This is a genomic window from Mucilaginibacter sp. L3T2-6 (genome assembly GCF_030519355.1).
Classification (GTDB): domain Bacteria; phylum Bacteroidota; class Bacteroidia; order Sphingobacteriales; family Sphingobacteriaceae; genus Mucilaginibacter.
The window spans coordinates 1-24,774 of sequence record NZ_JAUMKC010000001.1; the positions used below are offsets into that span (position 1 = coordinate 1).

Here is a 24,774-nt window from a genome sequence, read left to right on the forward strand (position 1 = left end):
CCGCCCAGGGCGCTGATCTTTTTCTCATAGTCCAGGCAGAAGGCAGCAACGGCATCCTGCTCTAAGGTACCATCGGGGATATGGACATTGTCCTTATCGATATCTACATGACTGAACAAATTCTCGTTCATAAAGGTCACATAGCTTTGGGCAGCGTTGGGCTGCATCGGGTAATACTCGTCCAGGTTAAAAGTGATCACGTTTTTAAAGGATAAACCTTCTTCTTTGTGTAATCTTACCAGCTCGGCATAAACGCCTACCGGGGTCACACCGGTGGCCAGGCCCAGCACCGTCTTTTCGCCGGAGGCAGTTTTGTCTTTGATCAGCTTTGCGATCCGCTGTGCTACCGCAATCGATGCTTCCTGCTGGTTCTCATACACCGTTACCGGCAGCTTTTCATAACGGGTCTCTTCTAATAAATTTAATCGCGCCATTTGTAGGTTGGTTGTGTTTTTGGTAATCGATAGAAATGTCACTACAAAGAAAATCCCCGCCTGGGCGAGGATTTTTCAAACCAATTTAACTATAATTCCCCTTACCGACATAAGGCTGATATAAAGTTCCCGTTTAAGTATGCAGTGCATTATCTATACAAACTTAATAAAGTAATTTTTTAAAATCAAAAACTTTTTAAATTTTTTTAATAAGTAAATTGCGACTACTGTTTAAACCGGCCTGGTTTCCGCTGTTAACGGCCATAATTGAGGAATGCAGCACCCATTACCGGCCCTTTACAGTTTTATGCGCCTGTAACTGTTTAACTATTTTATTATCAGTATTTTAACTCAGGGTTGCAGCAAAAAACTGTAAAGTACCTGTAAACCCCTGCTTTTCGCGCCCGATATCAAACTCAGCTTGGCAGCCCTGACGCAATTAAGTTAGTGCGGATTTCTCCATATTTTATCACAGGTAGCCTATACTTTACCCTGTTATTGTAACACTATTGACATGAATGGCTAATTATCAATTATGTTCATAAATTAGCCTTATTAACTGACCGAAACATACAGATGAAAAAACTGCTCACCTTAGCTGCATTTGTGCTTTTATGCGCATCTGCCCAGGCACAAGCTACGCCTGATACCGGCTACGTTAGGGAACATTACACCAAAATGGAAAGGTATATCCCTATGCACGATGGTAAAAAACTGTTCACCGCGATATACGTGCCTAAAGACCAGTCGAAGAAATACCCGTTCCTGATGACGCGTACGCCTTACACGGTTTCGCCTTACGGAGAAAATAACTACCGCAGAACGCTGGGTCAAAACTCGCTGCTGGAAAAAGAGGGTTTTATTTTTGTTTACCAGGATGTGCGCGGCAAATGGATGAGTGAAGGCGACTTTGTTGACGTACGGCCCAATATCGATAATAAAAAAGGAACACAGGTTGACGAAAGCTCCGACACTTACGACACCATAGACTGGCTGATAAAAAACATTCCGAACAACAACGGCAAGGTAGGGGTTGAGGGAATTTCCTATCCGGGCTTTTATTCAACCGCTACCTTACCAAATGCGCACCCTGCATTAAAAGCTGTCTCACCGCAGGCGCCGGTTACCGACTGGTTTATTGGAGATGACTTTCACCACAACGGTGCATTGTTCGTGATGGATGCATTTTCATTTATAACCAGCTTTGGTGTTCCAAGGCCCAAGCCAATCACCCCCGCCCAGTTTAAAACCGGTATCAAATTCAGATATAATGATAATTATGAGTTTTACCTGAAGCTTGGCGCCCTGCCAAACTATAAGAAGTACTATTTCGGCGATTCGGTGAAGTTTTGGAACGACATGATGGCGCATCCGAACTACGACAAATTCTGGCAGGATATGAACATCCGTCCGCATTTAAAAAACATCACGCCGGCTACCATGACCGTTGGCGGATTTTTTGATGCCGAAGATTGTTTTGGGGCATTGCATGTGTACGAGGCGCTGGAAAAACAAAATCCGCAGAGTCATAAAAATATGCTGGTTATGGGGCCGTGGTATCATGGCGGCTGGGAAGCAAAAGACATCCAGCACTTTGGCGACCAGGATTTCGGCTCGAACACAAGTCAATGGTTCCGCGAGAATTTGGAACTGCCTTTCTTTAAATATTACCTTAAAGACGAAGGTGAAATGAACCTGCCGGAAGCCGCCATCTACATCAGCGGCAGCAACCACTGGGAAAAATTCAGCAAATGGCCGCCCGAAAATTCAACTATCAAAACGATGTACCTGCATGCCGGCGGCAAGCTTTCGTTTGAAGCGCCCAAAGCAGGGGAAGGGTATGATGAATACGTAAGCGACCCTGCCGCGCCGGTTCCTTACCAGGATGGTGTAGGTAAACGCGGCCGAACCCGTGAATACATGCTGGACGATCAGCGTTTTGCGAGCCGCCGCCCGGATGTTAAGGTATACCAAACCGACACCCTTAGCAATGATATCACTTTAACCGGTCCGATAGTGGCTGACCTGATGACTTCTATCAGCACAACGGATGCGGATTATGTGGTTAAGCTGATTGATGTTTTCCCCGATAATTATCGCAACCCGATACCGAATCCAAAAGGCGTGACCATGGCAGGTTACCAGATGCTGGTGCGCGGCGAGATTTTCAGGGGCAAGTACCGTAACTCATTCGAGACACCCGAGCCATTTGTGCCGGGCAAGGTTACAGAGGTAAAATATAACCTGCCTGATGTTGGCCATACTTTCAGAAAAGGCCACCGCATTATGATACAGGTACAAAGTTCATGGTTCCCATTGGCCGACAGGAACCCGCAGAAGTTTGTGGATATAACGCAGGCAAAAGATTCTGATTTCCAGAAATCGACCATAAGAATTTATCATGATGCACAGCATAAATCCAATATTAAAGTAACCGTACTCGGAGAATAGATCACCCAACAACACCACCCGTGGCCTGTGAGAACACAGGTTGCATTGTAAATAAATAAATGAAATTGAATAAGCTATTAATCATTTGCGCATTGGGATTAATCTCATCTGGCGCTAATGCGCAACTCGGTCAAAACAAAGAGAAATTCACCAGGGCCGATTCACTGCGCGGAAACTTAACGCCCCTGCGCACCTGTTACGACATCAACTATTATCACCTCGATGTGAAATTCGATATTGATAACAAATTCATCAGCGGGAGTAACCTGTTTAAGTTTACTGCCACGCAGGATTTTACTAAACTACAGTTTGACCTGTTCTCGAACCTGAAGGTGGAAAAAGTGGTTTATAAAGGTAAAGAGTTGCCTTATACCCGTGAGTTTAATGCTGTGTTTGTGACTTTCCCCGAAACCATAAAGAAAGGCAGCAAGGACGAGTTTAGGGTTTTTTATTCGGGCAATCCAACTATAGCGAAACGTGCGCCCTGGGATGGAGGCATCGTTTTCGCCAAAGATTCCCTGGGTAACCCGTGGGTGGCAACTGCTTGCCAGGGTATCGGCGCCAGCATCTGGTGGCCAAATAAAGACCACCAGGCCGACGAGGTGGACAGTGCTCTTATCAGTATTAGCGTGCCTAAAGGTTTAACCGATGCTTCGAACGGCCGTCTGCGCAAGGTAACGGATTTAAAGAATGGCTACACCCGCTTCGATTGGTTTGTAGCTAACCCGATCAATAACTACGACATCGAGGCTAACATAGGCAAATATTCGCACATCAGTGATACCTACCAGGGCGAAAAGGGTAAGCTAACCCTTGATTATTGGGTGCTGAGCTACAATGTTGAAAAAGCTACCAAACAGTTTGGGGCTAATGTGAAAGATATGATAAAAGCCTTTGAGCATTGGTTTGGCCCTTATCCGTTTTACGAGGATGGATACAAACTGATAGAAGCACCCCATCTCGGCATGGAGCATCAGAGCGGGACAGCTTATGGTAATCATTATCGTAACGGCTACCTGGGCCGAGACTTATCGGGAACCGGTTGGGGTTTAAAATGGGATTTTATCGTAGTACACGAAAGTGGCCACGAGTGGTTCGGCAACAACATCACGTCGAAAGATTTGGCCGATATGTGGATACACGAAAGCTTTACCAATTATTCTGAATCCCTTTTTATTGAGCAACGCTATGGTAAGCAGGCAGGCCAGGAATATGTACATGGTACCCGCTTTGCCATCGTTAATGACAGGCCGATTCACGGACCTTATAATGTAAATAAGGAAGGCTCGGGCGATATGTATTATAAAGGCGGCAACATGCTGAACATAATACGCACAATCATCAACGACGATGAAAAATGGCGAAGCATATTACGCGGACTTAACAAAACTTTCTATCACAAAACAGTGGATTATGACGATGTAGTTGGTTATATCAATAAGGAATCAGGCAAGAACCTTTCTCCGGTGTTCGATCAGTACCTTAACTACCGCGGCATCCCGATTTTAAACTTTATGGAAACCGGCGGCAAGCTCTACGTCCGCTGGATAGCTGACGCGCATAATTTCGAAATGCCTGTCCGTGTAAAAGTTAAAGGCGGCGAATACCAGTTTATTACGCCGACAACACGGTTCAAGCCGGTTGAAATTGAAGGGGCTAACAAGGATAATATAGAAGTGGACACCTTTAATTATTATATAGGGGTGATGAAGGATTAGAAATTAGAACTTAAAAACTGTATGAAGGCCCGCTAACATCGGGCTTTCTGTATTTATAGAGAATATTCGGACGATTTTCCAGTGCGCCGCAGGTGCAAAATATTGGTAGAATAAATAAAAAGCAGTCTTGCGTGCCGTAGGTATGCAACCTATCCGACGCTAAATGCGGTGTTACGCACCTGCGGCGCGGATAATATGGCTGTGTTATTTTCTACCAATATTAGACCCCCGCGGAGTCGTGAACCCTTACCCGCAGATCGCACATATTAAAACTGCAATTTGATTTCCCTACCTTTGCCGGATGATTGAGGTCGTACTAAAAAAAGGTAAAGAAAAGGCAGTATTGCACCGCCATCCATGGGTGTTTTCCGGCGCTATTGAACGTGTAAAAGGCAAGCCGGAAAATGGCGATGTGGTTAGGTTGATTGATGCCAAAGGCGCCTTCCTGGCTTATGGATTTTATAACAACCAGTCGAGGGTGGCTTTACGCTTGTTGGAATGGGATGAAAACTCCGAAATAAACGAGCAATGGTTCCGGGACAGGGTGGCCGCAGCGGTAGAGAGCAGGAGCAATATTTTAGTGGAGGGCGTTACCAATACCTGCCGCTTAATATTCAGCGAATCGGATTACCTGCCGGGCCTGATTGTAGATAAATATGCCAATCATCTTGCTGTACAGGTGCTAACCTCCGGCATCGAAAAAATGATGCCTTGCATAATAGATGAACTGCAGCGCCTGTTAAAACCAGAAAGCATTTTTGATAAAAGCGATGCTTCTTCGCGCGGACATGAAGGCCTGCCAACAAGCAATGTTGTACTGGCAGGCAACCATCCGCCGGAACATGTTGAAGTGATCGAAAATGGCATCCGCTATAACATCAATATTGCCGAAGGTCAAAAATCTGGTTTTTACTGCGACCAGCGCGATAACCGCAGCATACTTGCCGCACATGTTAAAGGCAAAAAAGTTCTGGATTGCTTTAGCTATACCGGCGGTTTTACACTCAATAGTCTGCATCGTGGCGCGGCTTCGGTAACTTCGGTCGATAGCTCGCAGCTGGCTATCGATACCTTAAAAGAAAACATACTGCTGAATAAATTCGATACCAGAAAATCAATTGCTATAACTTCCGATGTAAATAAACAGCTGCGCAAGTTCAGGGAAGAAGGTGAAACATTTGATATTGTAGTGCTTGACCCGCCTAAGTATGCCCCATCCCGGTCAGCATTGGATAAAGCCTCGCGGGCTTACAAAGATCTTAACCGGCTTGGAATGCTGCTGTTGAATAAAGGCGGCTTGCTGGCAACGTTCTCCTGCTCAGGTGCTATGGATATGGAGACATTCAAACAGGTGCTGGCCTGGGCAGCGCTGGATGCCGGCAAGCAGGTGCAGTTTATATACCAGTTCTGCCAGCCGGAAGACCATCCTGTGCGGTCATCATTTCCGGAAGGAGAGTATTTGAAAGGATTACTTTGCAGGGTTTTTTAGTAGGCGAAGCTGAAAGTTATAAGGCGAAAGGTTTTCGGATGGGATTTTTTCAGGATACAAATTTTTTACAGGGGGTTGTCCAGTTTGGTTGCCCACTGTTCGTCATTGAGGTATAAACATAAAAACTAAACATCATGAAAGATTTTCTTTTCGTTTACCGTAATGATTTCAAAAATCAACCAACAGGCTCGCCTGAAGAATTACAGGCAATCACTAAAAAATGGATGGATTGGATTGGCGGTATTGCTGCTCAAAACAAACTGGTTGACCGTGGAAACCGCCTTACGCATGACGGCCGGGTAGTGAAACCGAACAATGTGGTTACTGACGGCCCGTACACCGAAATTAAGGAGCTGATCGGCGGCTATTCAATTGTAAAGGCCGAATCGTTTGACGAGGCCGTTGAAATGGCTAAAGGCTGCCCGATTTTCCCTTTCGGTGGCAACGTTGAGGTTAGGGAAATTAATCCTATGTAATTTGCCAGGTGAATACCGAACACCGAATGTTGAATAAGAAATAATAAGGTAGTAAACTTCGATGTTGGACATTTGATATCCGGTGTTCGATTCATTAATACTATAGCCGCTTCCATCTACCTACCTACCCCCCCCCCAATGAAACAACAGGAGCTGATACCGCATTTATTTCGAACGGAATTTAGCAAGATTACCGCTGTACTCGCAAAGCTTTTCGGCTTTGAGCATATTGAGATTGCTGAAGACATTGCCAGCGATACATTTTTGCTTGCCTCCGAAACCTGGAGTATCAAAGGGCTTCCCGAAAACCCGGCGGCATGGTTGTATACGGTAGCAAAAAATAAAGCGAAAGATTATCTGCGCCGCAATAAGCTTTTCAGCGAAAAAATAACACCACAGCTCCAATACAGTAACTCAGAGCTTCATGAGCTGGATATTGATTTGTCGGATACCAATATTGTTGACAGCCAGCTCCAAATGATGTTTGCCATCTGTCAGCCCGCTATTCCTCCCGAGGCACAAATTGGTTTGTCATTGCGTATACTTTGCGGGTTTGGTATCGAGGAAATTGCCAATGCGTTTTTAAGCAATAAGGAGACCATTAACAAGCGCCTGATGCGTGCCAAGGCGAAGCTGCGTGAAGAAAATGTGGAGATTGCTTTCCCTGCGAACGCCGAAATTGACAAGCGCCTGGAAACGGTGTTAACCACTATTTATTTGCTGTTTAATGAGGGATATCATTCCTTGTCTCAAAATACAACTATTCGCAAGGATCTCTGCCTCGAAGCGATCCGTCTGGCTTATCTGCTTACCATCAATCCAGCCACCGACAAACCGGCTGTGAACGCGTTGCTGGCGCTGATGTGTTTCCATGCATCGCGGTTCGAGGCGCGGACTAACCCCGATGGAGAACAGGTATTGTATGAAGACCAGGATACCAGCCTTTGGGATATAGAATTAATCAATCGCGGAAAGTTTTATCTGAACCGTGCCGCGGAAGGCGGCGAACTAAGCAAGTATCATGTTGAAGCGGGCATTGCATGGTGGCATACCATTTACGAGGATACCCCGGAAAAGTGGGAAAGTATCTTACAGCTTTATAACAGGCTCTTGATGATAGAATATTCCCCCATGGCGGCACTTAACCGTACCTATGCATTGGCCAAAGCAAATGGTAAACCTGAAGCTATTGTGGAGGCTGAGAAGTTGCAGCTAACCGGCAACCAGCTATACTATACATTGCTCGGGCATTTATATACCGATGTGGATAACGGGAAAGCCATCGGTCATTTAAAAATGGCGTTGAATCTGGCTAAATCTGATAATGATAAGGCCACATTGCAAAAGACCATTCTTAAAATAACAGAGGGGCTTTAAAACAGAAACCTTACGAAGCTTTGATGCCCGTAAGGTTCTCCCGGTATAAAATCCGCATCAGTAATGACTACTCAAAACGTACCCCGCCATAGCTGGTGTTGATGGTTACCCTTGCATCCGGGTTGCCTTTGCCGACATGCCCTTTATAATTGCGGGTGGTACCGATATGCCTGCTGCCATCAGGTGGATTTTTACTGGTAACATCTACCTTATCATCATTATAATTGAAGCCGCCGTAACTAACGGTAACGTCAAAGTCGAAGTTGCTGTTTGGCGAGAGACCCAATGAGGCGCCTGAATAGGATGTATTTATATTCAAATGTTTTAGCGAACTCTCCACGTTGTCAATCTTAAAACCACCCTCGTATGACAGGTCGAAATCGCCGCTGCCTTTTAATTTGCCTAGTTTAAATGAGCCATAATCCAGGTCGGCTTTCAGATTGTTTACCTCATCCATATCTACGCTGCCGTACGAGAAGGATAGTTTGCCGCCATTCATGCTGCCAATCTTTAAGCTGCCGTAACTACCGTTAATCTCGTTCGCCGGATTTGAAAGGCTTTCTACCGACGTGCTGCCGTTAGAAACGTTCATTCTCAGCTTGCCATCTAAGGCTGGCAGGTCGACAGAGCCGTAGCTTGAGTTAACATCAAGGTCTGTTTTGGACGGCATATAAACTGAATAGTTGATGCTTAATTTACGCCTTTTATTTCCTTTTGAACGGAACAGCGCCCAAAAACCATTGTCATCATCTTCGCTCGTAATATTGGTTTTAAATGATACCTGGTCGCCGCTTTTCCCGTCGGATATAGATACCCCATCAATTAACCGTTGTGCATCTGCATCGCTGCCGGCTTCGGCTTTTATGGATATATCAACTTTAATCTCGTTCCTGTTCCAGGTATTAACCGATATTTTGCCGAACTGGTTGCTCAATCTTATTTTATCATTAGCATCCAGCGGATAGCTTTTGCTGTAATTTTTTTCTCTTACACTACCGGTATTGGCGCTTTCAATTTCGTCATCGCCGTCGCTATCTCCGTTCGCCGAAATGTTGACTTTCAGATTATTCAACAGATTGCCCAGATTTAAATTCACTTCAGCATTATTGGCTTCATCATCTGCATCATTTACATCGATGTTCAAGCTGGAGTTGAGGCTGTTGGTAATCGTCGCCGAAAGGTTTTTACCCAGATCTTTCAAATTGTTGGTTAATGCGGTTAAGTTTTCCGGTAAATCGTCTATACCGGCTTCGAAATCCTTACTATCAACATTTATGGTTACAGTAGCAGGTTGCTTCGCCTTTACTTTATGGTGCTTTTTTTGTGCCATGCCCGCGGAACATGCAATCAGCAATCCGGCTGCGGTAAGCAATACGGGCTTATATATCTTTAATTTCATTGTTTTGGATCTTTTTGTCTCTGTTTAACTGCTGAATTATGGATAGCTGCTGGTTAAGCACTTGTGTTTGTACCTGCAGGTTCCGGATCATTGCACGTAAAACACGCTCCTGGTTAGGAGTAGTAGCCAGCTCGCTGTTCAGTTTCTTATAGGTCGAATCCATTTTAGCTATTTCCGAACTGAACTCTTTATACAGCTCAGGGTCGGTTTTCGACATCGATTTCAATTCGGTGCGTTTGCTTTCAATCAGCGATGTATATTGAATCTGCTGTTGCGCATACACCGGGTTAATAGCTGCCAAGTCTATTTTAGGTTTCTTTTCGCCGCGAAGGTAAAGGGCAAAGCCAATGCTCATTACTACGATAATAGTGGCCGCCACACGCAGTACAAAGCCCAGCGAAAATGTTTTTGCTTCTTTTTTAATCAAATCATGGCCTTCCGGCGGCAGGTGCATTTCAATCCTGCTCCATAAATCAGTCGACGGCTCCAGGTCATCAAATTCCTCACGGTTCATCCTCATATATTCCTCTAATCGCTTGCTCATGATGTTATTCTTTTTTTTTGTAAAATTTCCAGAAGTTTTCTTTTTGCGCGCAGGAACTGTGTCCGCGAGGTATTTTCTGAAATGTTTAAAATTTGTCCTATTTCTTCGTGGTCGTACCCTTCCAGCAGGTATAGCGATATCACCAGCCTGTAGCCTTCGGGCAGTTCCTTCATTGCTTCTTTAATTCTTGCGGCCTGAAATTGTATTTCCTCATCATCCTCAACTTCATCGTCCGCAATGTTTTCCAATTGGCCTTCTTCCAGGTCAACCAGTTCCAGCCGGCGTTTGCGCAGCAGGTTTATGGAGCGGTTTACCACAATTTGTTTAAGCCACAACCCAAACGTAGTATCCTGCCTGAAATCCTTGAGTTTGCTGAACGCGTCAACAAATGCTTCCTGCAACACATCTTCAGCCTCGGCAATATTTCCCACTATCCTGAAGGCGACATTTAACATCGCTTTAGAATAAAGTTTGTAAAGCTCATAACAGGCTTTTTTACTTCCCTGTTTGCACTCCAAAACCAGTTGATAGTGTTTGTCGATAAATACGGCTTCCAATTTTTGATCAGCTTGCATGTTAAATGACGCAATGATTTTTAGAACGTTGCATGCGGAGGAAAGAATTTATCTGAACCGGAAATTAGGAACTACCGGAATGTGCTTTAAATTCTGTTAATTCAATAATTCTGCAAATTTCGGTTCAGACAAAACTCATCTACCGCTGCCACTGCCCGTTCGTACCGTTCGGTCCCGGCGCCTTTTATCAAAACGTAGTTAGCATTTAGTTCGTCCAGTTCTTTATACCAAACATTCATAAAATGCTCGCGCAGGTGGGGGAAATCCCGTAGCGGGTCGTCTTCCCAGGGCAGGTCGATGTTCAGCAGGAGGTATAAATCGTAAGGGCGTTTGGGCAATTCGTCCAAAACTTCCTGCGGGGATTTACCGAAGGTATGGTCGCTCCAGATTTTTACTGTTATAAACGTGGTATCGCAAATCAGTAGCTTGTTGGCCTTAGGCAGTAATTCTGCTTCCAACGCTATTTGCCCGGTAAACATATTAATCTCATCCTGCCAGGTAGGGGGGGCGGTTAACTTTTCGCAATAGCCGCGGGCATATTCCGGCACCCAAACCGTATCGTAATGTTTGGCCAGGTAAGCAGACATGGTTGATTTTCCGGTAGACTCCGGGCCGACAACAGCGATCTTTATTATGGATGATTCGGGATTTGCCATTTAGGGAACCTATGCAGATGTTTTAAGTTGTTTTTTATAATCCTTTTTCCAATCAAAATAACCTATCGCAGCAATGATAACATAAACCGCGTACATCACTGCGGTTAAATCGAGATCTTTAAAAATATAAACACCTACATATATAACATCCACAAATATCCAGATTAACCAGTTCTCCAGAACTTTTCGTGCCAGAAAAACCTGGGCTATCAGGCTGCAGGCCGTACAAAAGCTATCCAAAAAAGGAAAGGATGCTGTTGTATATTTCAACAGCGAACCTAAAATAAAGGTGAAAACTATAATGGCAATGGCTGAGTAAACTATTTCCTTTTTAGTGATCAGCAGCACGGGCGACTTATCTTCGCCGGCCGGGCGTTTGCTCCAGTTATACCAGCCGTAAATATTCATCGCCATAAAATAAAACTGCAAGCCCATATCAGCGAATAACCGGCTGTCGAAGAAAATGAAAATGTAAATGCCGACGCTAATAATGGCTATGGGCCAATTCCAGATATTATTGCGGGCAGCCAGGTAAACGCATAGAAGACCGGTAATTACACCTGCAATTTCCAGCGGTGTTTGGTGCCGCAGCCATTCCTGCAATGCATGGATAATTTGCATGGCCTAAATATAACACTTCACGGCAATAACATTTTACTTTCGCAATTCTGCTACCAAATCTTCACACGTTTGTCCGGATCCAGCCACATTTTATCTCCCTTTTTGATGTGAAAGGCTTCGTAAAACTCGGGCACATCAGTAAACGGACCGTTTACCCGCATAAAGCCCGGTGCATGTTCGTTGGTTAATATCTGGCTCGATAAGGCTTCCTTCCTTTCCTGTCCGAGCCAGCCCAGGGCATAGCCCAAAAAGAAGCGCTGGGTTGGCGTGAGGCCATTGATAGGCTTGCCTTCTTTATATTGATCCGTCTTCTTAAAGGCATCCAGGCCAATTACTATACCGCCCAAATCGGCAATGTTTTCACCCTGTGTTGCTTTGCCGTTTACGTGCAGGCCGTAAATGCTATAGGTATTAAATTGGTCGATGAGCATTTTGGCGCGTTGCGTAAATTTTACCGAATCCTGCGGCTGCCACCATGCTTTCAGGTTACCGGCGGCATCAAATTGACGTCCTTCATCATCAAAGCCATGCGTCATTTCATGGCCGATGGTAGATGCGGCTGCATATCCGTATACTACTGCATCGTCAACATCCTCATCTTTTACACCCGGTATCAGGAACTGCGCAGCGGGAAGCACAATCTCATTGTTCGACGGGTTGTAATAGGCATTATAGGTTTGCGGGGTGATATCCCATTCGGTACGGTCTACCGGTTTGCCCAGTTTATCAGCGTTAAATTTGTGCCAGAAGTTGTTGGCCCGCATAACGTTAAGCGCATAGGGCCCGCGGTCGATGGTTAGGGTTGAGAAGTCTTTCCATTTATCGGGATAACCGACTTTCGGGGTAACCTTCGCCAGCTTGTCATAAGCTTTCTGTTTGGTAGGCTCGCTCATCCAGTCCAGTTTTTGGATATGCTCCTTAAAGCTGGTACGCATGGCCTCAACCAGGTTTACATAACGTTCCTTTGTTTTTTCGGGGAAGTATTCCTTCACAAATATCTGCCCTAACACCTCGCCCATTAAGCCGTTCTCGGTATCCAGTACGCGCTTCCAGCGGGGCAATTGCTCCTTGCTGCCGTAAAGTACGGTACCATAAAACCTGAAGTTCTCTTCGTCGAAGGGCTTGCTCAGGTATGATGAATAGGCATCAACCAAATTCTTCACCAGGTAATTTTTCCAATCGGCAATGGTATATGCGGTAAGAGCCTTGTTTAATGCCCTGTAATACTCGGGCTGACCAACGATAACCGTATCCGCATTCTTAAAATCCATTTTTTCGAATGTTGAGGGCCAGTCTACCAACGGAGTCAGCTTAGCCAAACCGGCTACCGGCATTTTGTTATAGTTGCGGTACGGATCGCGCAAATCTTCCAGCTTACGCGAGCTATCAGCCAGGAATTTCTCCAGCGCGTAAGTTTGTTTGGTTGCTGCCAGGGCAGCGTCGGAAGTAAGGCCCGACAGCTTATATAGTATAGGCAGGTGCTTTTGCTGGTAGTCGTTGCGGATCTCTGCACTGTGTGCATCGGTATTAAAATAATAATCGCGGTTTGGCAGGCCGATGCCGCCCTGGTATAGCTGCAGCATATTTTTACTGCTGTTCTTGGCATCCTGACCCACACCGGCAGCTATAGGCGTTTCAACTCCGATAGTAGCAAGGTGAGCAAATTCATCAACCAGGCTTTTGATACCAGTTACTGCATTTATTTTGGCTATCTCGCCTTTCAGCGGGCCGATGCCTTGTTTTTCAATATCAACAGTATCCAGTCCGCTAAAATAAAAGTCGCCGATTTTTTGCGTATTGCTGCCCTTTGCGGCGGATTTATCGTTCAACGCATCCTCATTGATTTTCTTCAGCCTGTCGCGCAGTTCTTCATTTACCACGTTGCCAATGCCCCACCTGGCATAAGCCGGAGGGATTGGATTCTTTTTTAACCAGCCTCCGTTAGCATATTTAAAAAAATCGTCTCCGGGCTTTACGGTAGTATCCAGGTTTTTAAATATCACATCGTTCTGTGCGTAATCTTTTGTCTTGTTGTTGCAGGCGCTGATAAGCAGGCTACTCATAACGCAGGCAGACGTTGCCAGGCGGGTAAATTTTTTGGTCATGTTTACTTTGTATGTAGTTATTAGGATACAGCCGATGTATGAAATTTAATACAATTGTACACTTAAAAAACAGGATTTAATGTACAAGGCAGGCAATCCCGTAACAAATTAACGTTAAATAATAATATATTTTATGGTCAAAATCACCTTTAGTTCATCAGCCATTATCCATTAATACCAACTTCTCGGGGTTATAGCATACTCGCCCGGGTAAAATATTTTAAGTTAGATATCCGGGTTCTAAACCGCTTAAAAACCCCGCCCAGCTTAAAACCAAGGGTTAATTTGCTTAACCAAGTATAAACCGAAGCTAAAAAAATTAACTAATAATAATTGTCGCTTCCACAACCATTAAGATTTTATTTTGGCAGACACTAAAAGCTGGCGATACGCTCACTATAATTTTGTGGCTTGACATTTGTTATTGAAACGGCAGCCCTGCATGAAATCTGTGAAAAACGAAATGATACATCTACCTGTGAAAAATAAATTGTTTTGAATTCTCAGACGCCCAAGCTGAGGTTTTTTTGTTCTTTGTTTTGGGTTTAATCAATAGTTTAAATTAATTAGGGGAAAGGGAGCTTCAAAAGAGCTCTCTTTTTTTTGACCGAAATTTTGCTATGCATGCATAATATTTTTACTTTTGCCACACCAATTGACAGCCGATGTATTTTGAATTTACCGAAGAACAAAAAATGATTCGCGACGCCGCCCGCGATTTTGCACAAAACGAGCTTAAGCCCGGCGTAATAGAGCGCGACGAGCACCAGAAATTTCCTGCTGAGCAGGTAAAAAAGCTTGGCGAGCTTGGTTTTTTGGGCATGATGGTATCGCCGGAATATGGCGGCAGCGGCATGGATGCCGTGTCCTACGTGCTGGCTATGGAGGAACTGTCAAAGGTCGACGCCTCGGCATCGGTGGTGGTTTCGGTAAATAACTCCCTGGTGTGCTACGGTTTGGAAAAATACGGTACCGAGGAGCAAAAACAAAAATATTTGAAGCCGTTAGCCAGCGGTCAGCAGATAGGGGCGTTCTGTCTTTCGGAACCCGAAGCGGGCTCTGACGCTACCTCGCAGCGTACTACCGCTGTAGATATGGGCGATCATTATCTTGTAAATGGCGTTAAAAACTGGATAACCAATGGCGGAACGGCATCGACCTACCTGGTAATGGCGCAAACCCATCCCGAGAAAAAGCATCACGGGATAAATACCCTTATCATTGAAAAAGGCATGCCGGGTTTTGAGGTTGGTCCTAAAGAAAATAAGCTGGGTATACGCGGGTCTGACACGCATTCCCTCATGTTTAACGATGTGAAGGTACCAAAGGAAAACCGGATAGGCGAGGATGGCTTCGGGTTTAAGTTTGCCATGAATACGCTGGAGGGCGGCCGTATAGGTATTGCTGCACAGGCATTGGGTATTGCGTCAGGCGCTTATGAGCTGGCGATGGCTTATGCAAAGGAGCGCAAGGCATTCGGCAAAACCATTGCTGATTTACAGGCTACCCAGTTTAAGCTGGCCGATATGGCTACCGAAATTGAGGCTGCCCGTTTATTGTGCCTGAAGGCTGCCTGGCTGAAAGACCAGGGCCTGCCTTATGCCAAAGCAAGCTCGATGGCTAAACTGTTTGCCAGCGAGGTAGCTATGCGTACAACTGTTGAGGCCGTACAGATACACGGCGGATATGGCTTTGTTAAGGAATACCACGTGGAGCGTTTAATGCGCGATGCCAAAATAACCCAGATTTACGAGGGAACATCAGAAATTCAGAGGATCGTTATTGCAAGGGAGGTGTTGAAATAACCGGATACATTCTTTAACTTTGAGTATGACAGATAAAGATTTGTTAGTTGTTATTTCGGAAATGCTGCGCAAGCAAGACCAGCAGTCGGAAATATTAGGAAAGCATACGCAAATTTTACAGGAAACGCGCGATGCATTATCGGATTTTATTGATATATCCACCCAGGAGTTTCAAAGAAACAATAGCTTCAATGAAAGGCAGGAGCGCTTTAATGAAAGGCAGGAAGGATTCAATGAAAGGCAGGAAGGATTCAATGAAAAGATGCTGGAATTCAATAGTCGCTTTCTTGCACAATTTGACCGCCAGAACGAATTCAACGAGCGCTTCCTGGATAAGTTGGACGAAATCGCTAAAAAACCTTAAGCAACCTTTCTTATCTTCAAACTATTGTCATATCAATAAACTCTACTAAAATAATAGATTAAGATTTCATACGTTTGGGCATGATGAACCATGCACGACTCCTCCTGTTAATTTTCCTCGTATCATTTACAAGCATTGCCTCCGCCCAAAATAGGCTTAAAACCGGCACATGGCGCGGTATTTTAACCAACGAGAGCAAGCATCAATTACCTTTTAATTTTGAGGTGAGCAATGTGGGTGACAAGCAGCAGATCACCATTATTAATGGTACCGAGCATTACCAGGTGCCTGACGTAACCACTAATGGCGACTCGGTATTTGTAAAAATGCCTTTGTTTGATTCGGAATTCAGGTTGAAGATGGGTGACGGCCACCTTTCGGGTAACTGGATACGCCACCTGGGCGACCATGATTCAGCATTGCCGTTTACCGCTACAGCCAACACTCCATGGCGCTTTTTGAAAGACGTTGAAAAACCGGCTTATGACATCAGCGGCCGCTGGGCTGCCGTTTTTGGAGAGGGTGATGGCCGCGACGAACTGGTAGGCGAATTTAAGCAGGACGGCAATAAGCTTACCGGCACCTTTTTAAGTACCACCGGCGATTACCGCTTCCTGGAAGGCTCCGTTTCTGGCGACAGGATGTATCTCTCCTGCTTCGATGGTTGCCACGCTTTTTTATTCACCGCAAAAATTAAAGACGGAAACACCATTGTTGACGGCGAAAATTATTCTGGTTACTCGGCCTTTACCAAATGGACGGCCGTTAAGAATGCCAACGCCAAGCTGCCCGACGCCTATTCGCTAACTGCATTGAAGCCGGGTTATAAAACAATCAGCTTCACGTTCCCGGATATTGACGGCAAAAAGGTGTCGCTGAGCGATGCCCGCTTTAAAAACAAGGTGGTAATTGTGCAGATGCTCGGCTCGTGGTGCCCTAACTGCATGGATGAAACCAATTTTATTGTCAACGGCGGCTATTACAAAAAATATCACCCTAAAGGGGTGGAGATCGTCGGCCTTGCTTATGAGCGCACCACCGATTTTAAAAAGTCGCAGAAAACGCTTGCCCAGCTTAAAAACCACTTTAACATACCATACCCGCTGCTGATAACCGGCTACACCCCGTCCAAAGGCGACCCGATGAAAAGCCTGCCCATGCTGGCCGACTTTAAAGGTTTCCCCACCACGATCATCATCGACAAAAAAGGAAACGTACGCAAAATACACACAGGCTTTAACGGCCCCGGAACCGGTAACCATTACACCGAATTTATTGTTGAGTTTGATAAGCTGACAGAAGACCTGCTGGCGGAGAAGGGCTGATGTGCGGATTTCTGATGTGCGAATTACGATCTTAGATTAATTGGCGGTTTGGGTAGTCGTAATTCATTAACCTGAAACGTATATTCCTTAACTCTTTTCTTCCCAGATCGTACACAGGTGCAAAATCGTTTCCACCGCCTTCTGCATATCCTGAACAGATACCCATTCGTGTTTGCTGTGGAAGGCATGTTCGCCGGCAAATATGTTTGGGCAGGGCAGGCCCATAAAAGATAACCGGGAACCGTCTGTACCGCCGCGGATGCTGCATAGCCGGGGTTTAAGTCCGGCGCGCTGCATGGCTTCCATGCCATATTCAACAATCTGCGGATGCTTGTCCAGCACGCTTTTCATATTGCGGTACTGTTGTTTTATATCGAGGGTATAGGTTGAGCCGGGGAAACTGGCCAATGCTTCGTCAGCTATCTTACGGATTACCTTGGCGTGTTCAATAAGCTTGTCATCCTCAAAATCACGGATAATAAATTCGACCACGGCGGTTTCTGCATGTCCTTCAATACCCACGGGGTGCACAAAGCCCTGCATGCCTTCGGTATGCTCCGGCGAAAGACCGGCGGGCAGGCTGGCGATGATCCGGGCAGCAATTTTTATGGCGCTTTCCATCTTGCCTTTTGCAAAGCCGGGGTGCGAGCTAACGCCATGTATGGTAAGCTTTGCTCCATTGGCGCTAAAGGTTTCGTTCTCCATATTCCCGGCACTTTCGCCATCCATTGTATAGCCTGCAAAGGCGCCAAGCTTTTTGATGTCGGCTTTATCAACGCCACGGCCGATCTCTTCGTCAGGCGTAAACAAGATCCGGATGTCGCCGTGCTTAATCTCCGGGTGGTTCATCAGCTGGTAACAGGCATCCATAATTTCGGCTACACCGGCTTTGTTGTCAGCGCCAAGTAAGGTAGTGCCGCTGGCGGTGATAATATCGTTGCCGGTCTGGTTTTTCAGGCCTGGATGCTCGTTTAGTTTGATTATTTGCGAGGGATCATCAGGAAGAATAATATCATTACCCTGGTAGTTTTTATGTACCATGGGCCTTACGCCTGTGCCGCTGCAATCGGGCGCGGTGTCCATGTGCGAGCAGAAACAAATAACCGGCACCTGCTTATGCGAGTTTGACGGGATGGTGGCATAAACGTAACCATAATCGTCCAGATGTGCATCGGTAACCCCCATAGCCTGTAATTCGTGTACCAGCACGCGGCCCAGGTCCTTTTGTTTTTCTGTTGATGGGGTGGTCTCAGATTTTGGGTCAGACTGGGTATCGATAGTTACATAGCGCAGAAAACGGCTGGTAACGGTAAAATCAAAAGGTGAATTAAAAATCATCACCTAAAGGTATTGATTTTAATTTATTACCACTAAATCGTCATCCGGAATGATCCATTGGGCTTTGCCGGCATCTGTGCAATAATAAAAATTCATGTCGTAATTTGATTGTACGTACACGCTGTCTACCGTAAACGGCGCTGTTGAACCCGGAAGCTTAACACTGCTTTTCATTTTCACTTTGGTTCCCGGTTGCAATAGCCGCAAATCCGACGTTGACTTTTTACATGCGCATAATAGTAATAAGGCAATAATAAAGGTCCATTTCATCTCAGTAATTGTTTATCTGCCCAAACGCCATAAAAAGGGCGCTTAAACAAATGTCTAAGGAATATAGGTATTCGTTAATTTATCAAATCGGGCCCCCGGATAGGCGGCCTTAAGCCATAATTACCAAAAACAGTACCCGAAATGTGGAAAACTAATAATTTATCAGTAGCAAATATAAGAATCTGCGTTCAACTACCTAAAAACATCACATTTTTTATTATATAAATTTTCGCCTCGTGAAATTGAAAGTTATCAACACTTGTTAAATGGGCAAACAACGAGACGAAACGTGTAAATATCGCCCCTGCGGTGCTTATCAGGGCGGTTTTGTACAATTAGTTATGTCAGCTGCCTTTAGCGAACGTTTTATTTAGGTTGCTGTTTGCCCGTTTTGGCTTACAATAATCGTTTATGAGTTACTGCATCAAAAACAGCTGGTCCGGAGCCTTTCAAATCTTTAATTCATTGCTGCATATAGAGTTATAGACATTATGTTAATAAAAACTAACAGTTGTTATTTGAAATAAACATTTGATTTGCCGCAGTGGTATTTTGAATAATGTTGGCATAACGATACAACTGGCTTTAAATCAGTTGCTTTCGGTTGATTAACTGTTAAGATGCCAGCTATTTTCAGTTGGTATGCTTAAAGGCCGGGCCGCTGTGTAAAAAGTTCAATGGATTGTTAATGAAAAAAGTTTGCCGAACATTTATTTCAGACCTATCGTTTAAATACAAACCATCATGATAAATCCGGGAGCTTGACATTGAAAAGGTTTATTTTATTTATTGTTGCGGTAATTGCGGCTATAAAAGCCGAAGCACAGGCAGGGTTTAATTATTACGAATTTGGGATTGGCGGCGGATTGTCCTATGAGCGCGGTTACACTAATATCCCCAGGCAAAACAATAATATCGCGTATAACTTTAATCTGATCTACAATTATAATCCCTATTTGCCCATGGAACTGGAAATTCAAAAGGGGCAATTGTCTGGCGGCGGGATAACAGTGGATAAAGACAGGTACGGACGGAAATACGTTAACAATTTCATGGCGCTTTATGCGCATGTTGATGTGCAATTGGGTTCTTTTATCGATTACGGAAATGATAAATTCTTAAATTTTGCAAAGAATTTTTATTTTGGTTCAGGCTTCGGCGTCGTGAAAAACAACAATACCGTGCAACGTACCAATACGATTGCTGCAAACGGTCCGCTGAATTATGTTTTTCCGGGGCAGGATAAAAGCTACAACTATGCTGTGCCGTTGCGGGTAGGCTATGAAATTAAAATATTCGATTCATACAACGAGCCGGGCTGGGCGATAGACATAGGATACGTTCACAATCTTGTTTTCGGCGAAGGACTGGATGGTTATGACGACCCGACGGCGAAGTTTAAAAATAACGCTACCAACCAGTACCGGCAGTTTGCCATTACCTTTAAATATTTCTTCGGCAATACGGTATCATACAACAAACTGGTTAGAGATTACGGATTTTAGTTATGAATATTGAAGAACTGCGTGAATATTGCCTGCAAAAACCTGCAGTTACTGAAGGGTTGCCCTTTGGCGAGGATACGCTTGTATTTAAGGTTGCCGGTAAGATGTTCCTGCTCACCAGCATTAGCCAGGGCAACAGCTTTAATGTAAAATGCGACCCTGAACTCGCCATAGAATTAAGAGAAAAATATCCCGAAGTACAACCCGGTTACCACATGAACAAAAAGATGTGGAACACCGTAGCGCTTGACGGCGCACTTACTACCCGCCAGCTGCACGGGATGATCGACCACTCGTACGACGAGGTGGTTAAAGGCCTGCCAAAAAAGGTAAGGGAGGAGATGGCAAATGAGGAGCAGTAAAACCATGTTTGAAAGAGCGACTGCGTCTGCCAGTTAGATAGGCTTGCGGGAAAAAAACTCTTTTGGAACAAGAAGAGCGAGGGTTGTCATGGTGAGCCTGTCGAACCACGATGCGCGGGGGCAACACAGATATTATTGGAACCTGATTGTATAATGAAACAATATTTTGTATACATATTACTTTGCAGCGATAACTCCTATTACACCGGCCTAACAAACAACCTTGAGCGCAGATTATATGAACACGAAATGGGTTTAGATCCTAAATCTTACACTTTCAAAAGAAGACCTTTAAAACTTGTTTTCCAGGAGACGTTTCGGAATATAAACCAGGCGATATTGTTTGAAAAACAAATTAAAGGATGGCGCCGGGAAAAGAAAGAAGCAATAGTTCGCGGCGATTGGCACTTATTACCCGAACTTTCAAAAAATCGCATGTAAAAGCCTGTTGGTAAGGCATGTGTACGGGCCACTGCGCTTGTCGTGGTTCGACAGGCTCACCATGACAGGCCGGCGCTTTCAGTCGGGTCATAATATCCCGCAGGTAACTAACAAAATACACTATAATCTCCGGCCGGTAATTATATTTGTGGAAAGCCCTTTTCATGAAAAAACTATTACTGGCCCTGTTTTCGTGCGCTAGCTTTTTAACAGCCCATGCACAGCTTACCCCTTTTGAATTAAGCAAGGATAAAAACTACACCGCTACCTATGCAGAAGTCATCACTTATTATAAAAAACTGGCGGCCGCAAATCCGCAAATGAAGCTGATCAATTACGGCACAACCGATATTGGCAAACCGCTTACATTGGTGGTATTATCGCGCGATAAGGTGTTCGACCCCTTGCTGGTAAAGAAACAGGGAAAGCAAGTGCTGCTTATTAACAATGGCATCCATCCCGGAGAGCCGGAGGGTATAGACGCCAGCATGATGTGGGCCCGCGACCTGCTTAAGAAGAACGCGCTGCCAAAAGATATTGTTATCTGCATGATAGCATTATATAATATTGATGGCAGCATGAACCGTGGCTTGAGCCGTGTAAGCCAGAATGGCCCGCGTGCTTATGGCTTTAGGGGCAATTACCGCAACCTGGACCTGAACCGGGATTTTATTAAAGCCGACAGCCGCAACGCCCTGGCTTTTGAGCGGATAGTAAATACATGGAACCCTGAAATATTCCTGGACAACCACACCAGCGATGGCGCCGATTACCAATACGTGATGACGCTGATTGAAACTCAAAAAGATAAGCAAAACCCAATCCTTTCAAAATATACCTCTGAAACGTTAACCCCCGAATTGTATAAACGTATGAAAAAGGGAGGCTTCGAGATGATCCCTTATGGCGCCGGCGAAAGGGGCTTGCCGGATTCGGGTATCGTAAGTTTCCTGGAGACGCCGAGATTTGCCACCGGTTATACGGCGCAGCGCAATATCATCAGTTATATTACCGAAACACATATGCTTAAATCGTTTGATAAAAGGGTTTATGCAACGTATGATTTTGAGCAACACCTGCTGGATATTTTTGTGCGCGATGCCAAACTTATTGGCGAACTGAAGCGTAAAGCAGACGAGCAGGTGGCTAAACAAAAGGTATTTGCCCTGAATTGGGATGTGGACCGGGATAAGGTGGATACCATTACCTTTAAAGGTTATGCAGCCTTGTACAAACCCAGCGACGTAAGCGGACTGAAGCGCCTGTATTACGACCGGAATCAACCCTACGCCAAAATTGTTAAATACTATAACACCTATAAGGTTACCGACAGCGCAACCAAACCCATCGCCTATGTAATTCCGCAGGCATGGGGTAAGGTTATTGATTTGTTTAAGCTGAACAGCGTAATGATGCACCGCTTAGCGCACGATACTACATTGAATCTCCAGATGTATTACCTTGGCGATTTTAAAACGGCTCAAAGACCATTTGAAGGGCATTACCTGCACAGTGGTGTGAAACTGGAACCGACCGAAATGAAGGTAAAATTTTACGAAGGTGATTATGTAGTTTATACCAACCAATGGCTGAACCGTTATATTGTTGAAACGCTTGAGCCACAGGGTGTGGATTCATTCTTCGCATGGAACTTTTTTGATTCGGTTTTAGGCGAAAAGGAATACTTCAGCAACTATGTATTTGAAGACAAGGCAGCCGAAATGTTGAAGAACGATCCTGAGTTAAAGAAAAAGCTGGACGATGCCAAAGCAAAAGACCCTAAACTGGCCGGCAGCGCAGGTGCGCAATTAAACTTTATTTACCGTAACTCCATCTATTTCGAAAAAACATATCTTCGCTACCCTGTCGGCCGCATTGTTACCGACGCTAAACTTGATTTGAAGTAGATGAACGAAATAGCAATAATTTGGGCTGCTGCGCCGGTAGCCTCGGTAATATTTATAATAACATTGGCCGCCTCCTGGTGGGCGTTCAGCAGCGATAATGCGTATGCCAATATGATATTGCACCCCTATGGGGTATACAGAGGCTATAAGCGCTATACCGTAATAACCAGCGGCTTGATACACGCTGATTTGATGCACCTGTTCTTCAATATGTTAAGCTATTTCTTTTTTGCTTTTCAGTTAGAAGTCAGCCTGGGGCACTGGCAGTTTGGCGTGCTGTATTTTTTAAGTTTGATATTGAGCGATCTGCCCACGGTCTATAAACATAAAAACGACGACTGGTATTATTGTCTTGGCGCATCAGGCGCAGTAAGTGCGGTGGTATTCGGCGCCATTTTATATGACCCGCTGGCTCCCTTAGGTTTTATGCTGATACCGGGCATACAGATACCGGCGGTTATATACGGTGTGATGTATTTGTTTTATTGCAATTATGCTTCAAAACGGGCTTCGGATAACATCAACCATGATGCGCACATGTTTGGCGCCCTGAGCGGGTTGCTGCTTACCATTATATTAAACCCGCACGTAGTGCACGAGTTTATAGGCAAGGTTAGCGTGGGAGTTCAATCGTGGTTCCATTAACCAGGTTGCCGTCCTCATCGAACAAAAAGCTCATCGGGTTTTCCGGGTCTTTGATGATCTCGAACAGCACATAGCCCCAGTTTTTCCAGAAGCTTTCAAGCACCTGGCCGTAAACTTTGCCAATCCAGTTATCGAACAAGGGCTTGCTGCTCATGCCGCGTAATGGCATTGCCTCAATGTATATTTCATCCCCCGCAGGTAAAACGTTATATTCCGGTAACCGGTTAAACAGGTAAGCCGAATAAAACACCCGTCCGCAAAACTCTTCGAACTGGATGGGGTGCAGTACTTCTCCCTTTATCTTATCGTAAATCTCCTTGTGGTATTGAAAATTTGCACCGTTATCCTGCAGGCAGATAATCAACCCGAAATTGCGGATACGTAAAGAAAAAGTAAGGGTGTTGATCTCATCGCGATAACCAAATTCAGCCGGGTTATTATCTACCTTAAATAAAAAAAGACTAAAAGGAGTGAAATCTTCAAACACAATGGGCAGCGTTAAACTCTGCAGCATCAGATGCAGGTGGCTGAACTTATGTACGATGGATTGCGAGATGTTAAACTCTTCCCCCTGTGCATGTTGTAGTTTAATGCCGCTTTGCACTTCATTAAAAATGATGCCATACAGCAGTTTGCCTGCCCACTGGAAAAGTTTAAGCTCATCAAGTTGCTTTACGGCCTCGTAACCGCTATCAAACGCTGCTGCAATTTCCTGTTCAAGCGGTTCAAGACAGGCCTCGTTAACTTTAGCGGAGCACGGCACTTTAATATCCTTATAAGTGGTCATGCTTTCGTCCAGCATTTTGATGGATTTATCTTCCAGCTGGTAGCGGCTCATGAGCCATTGCGGGAACACCTGTATCCGTTCCTCGGGCGAGGTTAATTCCTGTCCGGTTAAAAAGCAACGCTGGTTGCCGAAACTGAACGACTCGAACGGAGAATAAATTTGTTGGCTCATGGCGCAAAG

The 24,774-nt window shown here is 44.9% G+C and carries 23 protein-coding genes; 13 read left to right on the top strand and 10 right to left on the bottom strand.

Annotated elements, in window-relative coordinates:
- Positions 1-434 (bottom strand): 6-phosphogluconolactonase (locus Q3W13_RS00005; protein ID WP_302860281.1); only part of this gene is annotated, 434 nt, incomplete at its 3' end.
- A gap of 576 nt (positions 435-1,010) precedes the next feature.
- Here Q3W13_RS00005 and Q3W13_RS00010 point away from each other — a divergent pair.
- From Q3W13_RS00010 to Q3W13_RS00030, 5 genes are all read left to right on the top strand, one after another.
- Entirely contained in the window at positions 1,011-2,885 is a 1,875-nt protein-coding gene (locus Q3W13_RS00010) for a CocE/NonD family hydrolase (protein ID WP_302860282.1), read from the top strand.
- A 65-nt stretch (positions 2,886-2,950) separates the two neighbouring features.
- Positions 2,951-4,603, top strand: a complete 1,653-nt coding sequence (locus tag Q3W13_RS00015; RefSeq protein WP_302860284.1) for a M1 family metallopeptidase — start codon at positions 2,951-2,953, stop codon at positions 4,601-4,603.
- A gap of 301 nt (positions 4,604-4,904) precedes the next feature.
- Entirely contained in the window at positions 4,905-6,092 is a 1,188-nt protein-coding gene (locus tag Q3W13_RS00020; RefSeq protein WP_302860287.1) for a class I SAM-dependent rRNA methyltransferase, read from the top strand.
- A gap of 134 nt (positions 6,093-6,226) precedes the next feature.
- Positions 6,227-6,568, top strand: a complete 342-nt coding sequence (locus tag Q3W13_RS00025; RefSeq protein ID WP_302860289.1) for a YciI family protein — start codon at positions 6,227-6,229, stop codon at positions 6,566-6,568.
- Between the two features lie 138 nt (positions 6,569-6,706).
- Positions 6,707-7,945, top strand: a complete 1,239-nt coding sequence (locus Q3W13_RS00030) for an RNA polymerase sigma factor (RefSeq protein ID WP_302860290.1) — start codon at positions 6,707-6,709, stop codon at positions 7,943-7,945.
- Positions 7,946-8,012: 67 nt separating this feature from the next.
- On the opposite strand, the gene Q3W13_RS00035 is transcribed toward Q3W13_RS00030, so the two are convergent.
- The 6 genes from Q3W13_RS00035 to Q3W13_RS00060 all read right to left on the bottom strand — a co-directional run bounded on the left by Q3W13_RS00035 (position 8,013) and on the right by Q3W13_RS00060 (position 13,845).
- Complete coding sequence (locus Q3W13_RS00035; protein ID WP_302860292.1) at positions 8,013-9,344, bottom strand: hypothetical protein; 1,332 nt, start codon at positions 9,342-9,344, stop codon at positions 8,013-8,015.
- A complete protein-coding gene (locus tag Q3W13_RS00040) occupies positions 9,325-9,888 on the bottom strand; it encodes a hypothetical protein (protein ID WP_302860294.1) in 564 nt (187 codons plus the stop codon). Before Q3W13_RS00040 ends, Q3W13_RS00035 begins: the two co-directional genes overlap by 20 nt.
- Entirely contained in the window at positions 9,885-10,463 is a 579-nt protein-coding gene (locus Q3W13_RS00045; protein WP_302860296.1) for an RNA polymerase sigma factor, read from the bottom strand. The genes Q3W13_RS00040 and Q3W13_RS00045 overlap by 4 nt, the downstream gene beginning before the upstream one ends.
- 101 nt (positions 10,464-10,564) lie before the next feature.
- On the bottom strand, positions 10,565-11,119 hold the full coding sequence (locus Q3W13_RS00050) for an ATP-binding protein (protein ID WP_302860297.1): 555 nt from the start codon (positions 11,117-11,119) through the stop codon (positions 10,565-10,567).
- Positions 11,120-11,128: 9 nt separating this feature from the next.
- Positions 11,129-11,740 carry a nicotinamide riboside transporter PnuC gene (gene pnuC, locus Q3W13_RS00055; protein ID WP_302860299.1) on the bottom strand — a complete coding sequence of 204 codons (612 nt, stop codon included), beginning with the start codon at positions 11,738-11,740 and terminating at the stop codon, positions 11,129-11,131.
- 50 nt (positions 11,741-11,790) lie between these two features.
- Complete coding sequence (locus tag Q3W13_RS00060) at positions 11,791-13,845, bottom strand: M13 family metallopeptidase (RefSeq protein WP_302860301.1); 2,055 nt, start codon at positions 13,843-13,845, stop codon at positions 11,791-11,793.
- 665 nt (positions 13,846-14,510) lie between these two features.
- Between Q3W13_RS00060 and Q3W13_RS00065 the strand changes: the two genes are divergently transcribed.
- From Q3W13_RS00065 to Q3W13_RS00075, 3 genes are all read left to right on the top strand, one after another.
- On the top strand, positions 14,511-15,650 hold the full coding sequence (locus Q3W13_RS00065) for an acyl-CoA dehydrogenase (RefSeq protein ID WP_302860303.1): 1,140 nt from the start codon (positions 14,511-14,513) through the stop codon (positions 15,648-15,650).
- A 25-nt stretch (positions 15,651-15,675) separates the two neighbouring features.
- Positions 15,676-16,014 carry a hypothetical protein gene (locus Q3W13_RS00070; RefSeq protein WP_302860304.1) on the top strand — a complete coding sequence of 113 codons (339 nt, stop codon included), beginning with the start codon at positions 15,676-15,678 and terminating at the stop codon, positions 16,012-16,014.
- An 80-nt stretch (positions 16,015-16,094) separates the two neighbouring features.
- Entirely contained in the window at positions 16,095-17,339 is a 1,245-nt protein-coding gene (locus tag Q3W13_RS00075) for a peroxiredoxin (protein WP_302860306.1), read from the top strand.
- A gap of 87 nt (positions 17,340-17,426) precedes the next feature.
- Here Q3W13_RS00075 and pepT read toward each other — a convergent pair whose 3' ends face one another.
- On the bottom strand, positions 17,427-18,677 hold the full coding sequence (gene pepT / locus Q3W13_RS00080) for a peptidase T (protein ID WP_302860308.1): 1,251 nt from the start codon (positions 18,675-18,677) through the stop codon (positions 17,427-17,429).
- 18 nt (positions 18,678-18,695) lie between these two features.
- On the bottom strand, positions 18,696-18,947 hold the full coding sequence (locus tag Q3W13_RS00085) for a hypothetical protein (RefSeq protein ID WP_302860310.1): 252 nt from the start codon (positions 18,945-18,947) through the stop codon (positions 18,696-18,698).
- A 767-nt stretch (positions 18,948-19,714) separates the two neighbouring features.
- Between Q3W13_RS00085 and Q3W13_RS00090 the strand changes: the two genes are divergently transcribed.
- The 5 genes from Q3W13_RS00090 to Q3W13_RS00110 all read left to right on the top strand — a co-directional run bounded on the left by Q3W13_RS00090 (position 19,715) and on the right by Q3W13_RS00110 (position 23,807).
- On the top strand, positions 19,715-20,452 hold the full coding sequence (locus Q3W13_RS00090) for a hypothetical protein (protein WP_302860312.1): 738 nt from the start codon (positions 19,715-19,717) through the stop codon (positions 20,450-20,452).
- 2 nt (positions 20,453-20,454) lie between these two features.
- Positions 20,455-20,814 (top strand): MmcQ/YjbR family DNA-binding protein, encoded by a 360-nt coding sequence (locus tag Q3W13_RS00095; RefSeq protein ID WP_302860314.1) that lies wholly within the window; start codon positions 20,455-20,457, stop codon positions 20,812-20,814.
- Between the two features lie 153 nt (positions 20,815-20,967).
- Complete coding sequence (locus Q3W13_RS00100; RefSeq protein WP_302860315.1) at positions 20,968-21,255, top strand: GIY-YIG nuclease family protein; 288 nt, start codon at positions 20,968-20,970, stop codon at positions 21,253-21,255.
- A gap of 164 nt (positions 21,256-21,419) precedes the next feature.
- Complete coding sequence (locus Q3W13_RS00105; RefSeq protein WP_302860318.1) at positions 21,420-23,162, top strand: M14 family zinc carboxypeptidase; 1,743 nt, start codon at positions 21,420-21,422, stop codon at positions 23,160-23,162.
- A complete protein-coding gene (locus tag Q3W13_RS00110; RefSeq protein WP_302860320.1) occupies positions 23,163-23,807 on the top strand; it encodes a rhomboid family intramembrane serine protease in 645 nt (214 codons plus the stop codon).
- Here the strand turns inward: Q3W13_RS00110 and Q3W13_RS00115 are convergent.
- Positions 23,776-24,765, bottom strand: a complete 990-nt coding sequence (locus Q3W13_RS00115; RefSeq protein ID WP_302860322.1) for a hypothetical protein — start codon at positions 24,763-24,765, stop codon at positions 23,776-23,778. The genes Q3W13_RS00110 and Q3W13_RS00115 overlap by 32 nt on opposite strands.
- Positions 24,766-24,774 lie beyond the last annotated feature (9 nt).

Bases quoted from the DNA above. Each gene is read 5' to 3' on its own strand.
- Q3W13_RS00045 (WP_302860296.1), bottom strand. From the start codon at position 10,463: ATGCAAGCTGATCAAAAATTGGAAGCCGTATTTATCGACAAACACTAT.
- Q3W13_RS00020 (WP_302860287.1), top strand. From the start codon at position 4,905: ATGATTGAGGTCGTACTAAAAAAAGGTAAAGAAAAGGCAGTATTGCAC.
- Q3W13_RS00035 (WP_302860292.1), bottom strand. From the start codon at position 9,344: ATGAAATTAAAGATATATAAGCCCGTATTGCTTACCGCAGCCGGATTG.
- Q3W13_RS00050 (WP_302860297.1), bottom strand. From the start codon at position 11,119: ATGGCAAATCCCGAATCATCCATAATAAAGATCGCTGTTGTCGGCCCG.
- Q3W13_RS00070 (WP_302860304.1), top strand. From the start codon at position 15,676: ATGACAGATAAAGATTTGTTAGTTGTTATTTCGGAAATGCTGCGCAAG.
- Q3W13_RS00025 (WP_302860289.1), top strand. From the start codon at position 6,227: ATGAAAGATTTTCTTTTCGTTTACCGTAATGATTTCAAAAATCAACCA.
- Q3W13_RS00040 (WP_302860294.1), bottom strand. From the start codon at position 9,888: ATGAGCAAGCGATTAGAGGAATATATGAGGATGAACCGTGAGGAATTT.
- Q3W13_RS00105 (WP_302860318.1), top strand. From the start codon at position 21,420: ATGAAAAAACTATTACTGGCCCTGTTTTCGTGCGCTAGCTTTTTAACA.
- pnuC (WP_302860299.1), bottom strand. From the start codon at position 11,740: ATGCAAATTATCCATGCATTGCAGGAATGGCTGCGGCACCAAACACCG.
- Q3W13_RS00110 (WP_302860320.1), top strand. From the start codon at position 23,163: ATGAACGAAATAGCAATAATTTGGGCTGCTGCGCCGGTAGCCTCGGTA.
- Q3W13_RS00030 (WP_302860290.1), top strand. From the start codon at position 6,707: ATGAAACAACAGGAGCTGATACCGCATTTATTTCGAACGGAATTTAGC.
- Q3W13_RS00065 (WP_302860303.1), top strand. From the start codon at position 14,511: ATGTATTTTGAATTTACCGAAGAACAAAAAATGATTCGCGACGCCGCC.
- Q3W13_RS00085 (WP_302860310.1), bottom strand. From the start codon at position 18,947: ATGAAATGGACCTTTATTATTGCCTTATTACTATTATGCGCATGTAAA.
- Q3W13_RS00095 (WP_302860314.1), top strand. From the start codon at position 20,455: ATGAATATTGAAGAACTGCGTGAATATTGCCTGCAAAAACCTGCAGTT.
- Q3W13_RS00115 (WP_302860322.1), bottom strand. From the start codon at position 24,765: ATGAGCCAACAAATTTATTCTCCGTTCGAGTCGTTCAGTTTCGGCAAC.
- Q3W13_RS00100 (WP_302860315.1), top strand. From the start codon at position 20,968: ATGAAACAATATTTTGTATACATATTACTTTGCAGCGATAACTCCTAT.
- pepT (WP_302860308.1), bottom strand. From the start codon at position 18,677: ATGATTTTTAATTCACCTTTTGATTTTACCGTTACCAGCCGTTTTCTG.
- Q3W13_RS00010 (WP_302860282.1), top strand. From the start codon at position 1,011: ATGAAAAAACTGCTCACCTTAGCTGCATTTGTGCTTTTATGCGCATCT.
- Q3W13_RS00075 (WP_302860306.1), top strand. From the start codon at position 16,095: ATGATGAACCATGCACGACTCCTCCTGTTAATTTTCCTCGTATCATTT.
- Q3W13_RS00060 (WP_302860301.1), bottom strand. From the start codon at position 13,845: ATGACCAAAAAATTTACCCGCCTGGCAACGTCTGCCTGCGTTATGAGT.